At 65.5% G+C, this 2863-nt stretch carries 3 protein-coding genes; all 3 read left to right on the top strand.

What is annotated here, in order from left to right:
- The coding region (locus AC6H42_RS10810; protein ID WP_497548006.1) for a sulfate/molybdate ABC transporter ATP-binding protein at nucleotides 1-541 on the top strand (541 nt) is incomplete at its 5' end.
- Nucleotides 538-1470: a CysB family HTH-type transcriptional regulator gene (locus AC6H42_RS10805; protein ID WP_497548005.1), complete on the top strand. Its 933-nt coding sequence runs from the start codon at nucleotides 538-540 to the stop codon at nucleotides 1468-1470. The genes AC6H42_RS10810 and AC6H42_RS10805, both read left to right, overlap by 4 nt.
- Nucleotides 1471-1608: 138 nt before the next feature.
- Nucleotides 1609-2863 (top strand): methyl-accepting chemotaxis protein (locus AC6H42_RS10800; protein WP_497548004.1); only part of this gene is annotated, 1255 nt, incomplete at its 3' end.

Here is a 2863-nt window from a genome sequence, read left to right as displayed (position 1 = left end):
GCTGCGCCGCCTGCACGACGAGCTGCACGTGACCAGCATCTTCGTCACCCACGACCAGGAGGAAGCGCTGGAAGTGGCCGACCAGGTGGTGCTGATGAACAAGGGTAACGTCGAGCAGATCGGCGCGCCGGACCAGGTCTACAACCACCCGGCCTCGCCCTTCGTGTACGGCTTCCTGGGCAATGTGAACATGTTCCACGGCCGCGTGCACGAGGGCGTGATCACCACCGGCGGCGTGGCGCTGGACCTGCCGTCGCACGGCGAAACGCAGGACAGCAAGGGCATCGCCTACGTGCGTCCGCACGAGCTGGACGTGGACCGCTACACGCCGGGCGCCGACGGCATCGTGGTCAAGCTGCGCCGCGCGCACGCCATCGGCCCGCTGGCCCAGCTGGACCTGGAGCGCGCCGACAACGCCGAGATGATCGAGGCGGTGATACCGAACGAGCGCTTCAGCCATCTCGGCCTGAAGGAAGGCGAGACGCTGGTGGTGCGGCCCAAGCGTTTGCATGTGTTTGTCGATGAAGGAACTGCCATATGAACTTCCAGCAACTGCGTTCCATACGCGAAGCGGCGCGCCGCAACTACAACCTGACCGAGGTGGCCAATGCGCTGTTCACCTCGCAGCCCGGCGTGAGCCGCCAGATCCGCGAGCTGGAGGACGAGCTGGGCGTGGTCATCTTCGAGCGCAACGGCAAGCGCCTGACCGGCCTGACCGACCCCGGCAAAGGCATCCTGAAGATCATCGACCGCCTGCTGGTGGAAGCGGAAAACCTGCAGCAGGCCAGCCTGGAATACACCGGCCAGAACAGCGGCACCCTGACCATCGCCGCCACCCACACGCAGGCCCGCTACGCGCTGCCCAAAGTGGTGCAAAGCTTCCGCGCCGCCTTCCCGGAAGTGCGCATCGCCCTGCAGCAAAGCTCGCCGGAGCACATCGCGGAATGGGTGTTGTCGGGCAAGGCCGACATCGGCATCGCCACCGAGGGCCTGAGCCAGTTCCCGGACCTGGTGTCCTTCCCGTGCTACCGCTGGAGCCACTTGATCGTGGTGCCGGACAACCACGCGCTGCTGGGGCGCACCAATATCCGCCTGGAAGACCTGGCCGAGTTCCCGCTGATTACCTACGACGTGGGCTTCACCGGCCGCGGCCACCTGGACGACGCCTTCGCGCGCGCCGGCGTGCGTCCGGACATCGTGCTCACGGCCATGGATTCGGACGTCATCAAGCAGTACGTGTCGCTGGGGCTGGGCGTGGGCATCGTGGCCTCGATGGCCTTCGACCACGGGCGCGACAAGGGCCTGCGCGCGGTGGAAGCGTCGCACCTGTTCGCGGCCAACACCACGCGCCTGGCGGTGCGGCGCGGCGCCTACCTGCGCACCTACGCGCAGGAGTTCATCTTGCAATTCGCGCCCGAGCTGCGCCGCAGCGATATCGAAGTAGCCCTTGCTGGCGCTGAGGCCGCGTAAAGACAGACGTTTGTTGCGGCGGAAAGACAGGGCAGCTATTTTTCCGCCAGCATTGCTATTTAGACATATACTGAGACGCACTGTTAGCCGCACTGCACCGATTTTTGAAACATTGTTTTAAACTTCAGGGAGCGCCAAATGGGGATCGGTAACTGGAAGATAGGCACGCGCCTGGCCGGCGGACTCGGAGTGTCGCTGGTGTTCATGGTGGGCATGTCGGTGGTAGGCATCGGCAACCTCGGCAAGCTCAACGACGGCACCGACGACCTGGCGGCCGACAAGGTGCCCAAGGTGATCGAAGCCTACGAAGCGGTGGGCGGCGTGAACGACATCGCGCGCGCCATGCGCAACGCCATGCTGTCCACCGACCCGGAAACCGTGGGCAAGGAACTCAAGCGGGTGGAAGACAGGAAGGCGGAAATCGCCGGCCGCCTCGACACACTGTCCAAGCTGATTTCGGACGACACCGATGCCGGCAGCAAGGCCAAGCTGAAGGCGGTGCTGGCGGCGCGCGAACGCTATGACGTGGTGCAGACGGCCTTTATCGCCAAGTCGGCCGATACTGCCAAGCGCGACGAGAATGTGGTCTATCTGCTGACCACGGTGCGCAAGGAACAGACCGCCTATCTCAATTCCCTGACCGACCTGGTCAAATATCAAACCGAGGCAGTAGCCAAGGCCGGCACCGAGGCCAAGGCGGCCTATGTCGGCGCGCGCAACATGATGATGGCATTGACGGTGATTGCGGCCGCGCTGGCCGCCGCCGTGGTGTACTGGATCACGCGCAGCATCACCCATCCGCTGAACCGCGCGGTGGGGGTGGCCGAGGCGGTCGCCAGCGGCGACCTGACCCAGCGCATCGAGTGCGACACGGCCGACGAAACCGGGCAGCTGCTGCGCGCGCTGAAGAATATGAACGAGAGCCTGGCGCGCACCGTGGGCCGGGTGCGTTCGGGGTCGGACACCATCTCCACCGCGTCCAGCGAGATCGCCAGCGGCAACCTGGACCTGTCTTCGCGCACCGAGCAGCAGGCTTCCAGCCTGGAGGAAACCGCCTCCTCGATGGAGGAGCTGACCTCGACCGTGACGCAGAACGCCGAGAATGCGCGCCAGGCAACCACGCTGGTGGTGTCGGCTTCCGAGTTCGCCACCAAGGGCGGCAAGGTGGTGGGCGAAGTGGTGGCCACCATGGGCGCCATCAAGGAGAGCTCAAACAAGATCGTGGACATTATCGGCGTCATCGACGGCATCGCGTTCCAGACCAACATCCTGGCCCTGAACGCGGCGGTGGAGGCGGCGCGCGCGGGCGAGCAGGGCAGGGGCTTCGCGGTGGTGGCCTCCGAGGTGCGCAACCTGGCGCAGCGCTCGGCGGCGGCCGCCAGGGAGATCAAGG

It is taken from the genome of Massilia sp. NBRC 108631 (assembly GCF_059704565.1).
Note: the sequence above shows the minus strand (reverse complement) of the source record. Positions and strands in the feature narration are given on the sequence as shown.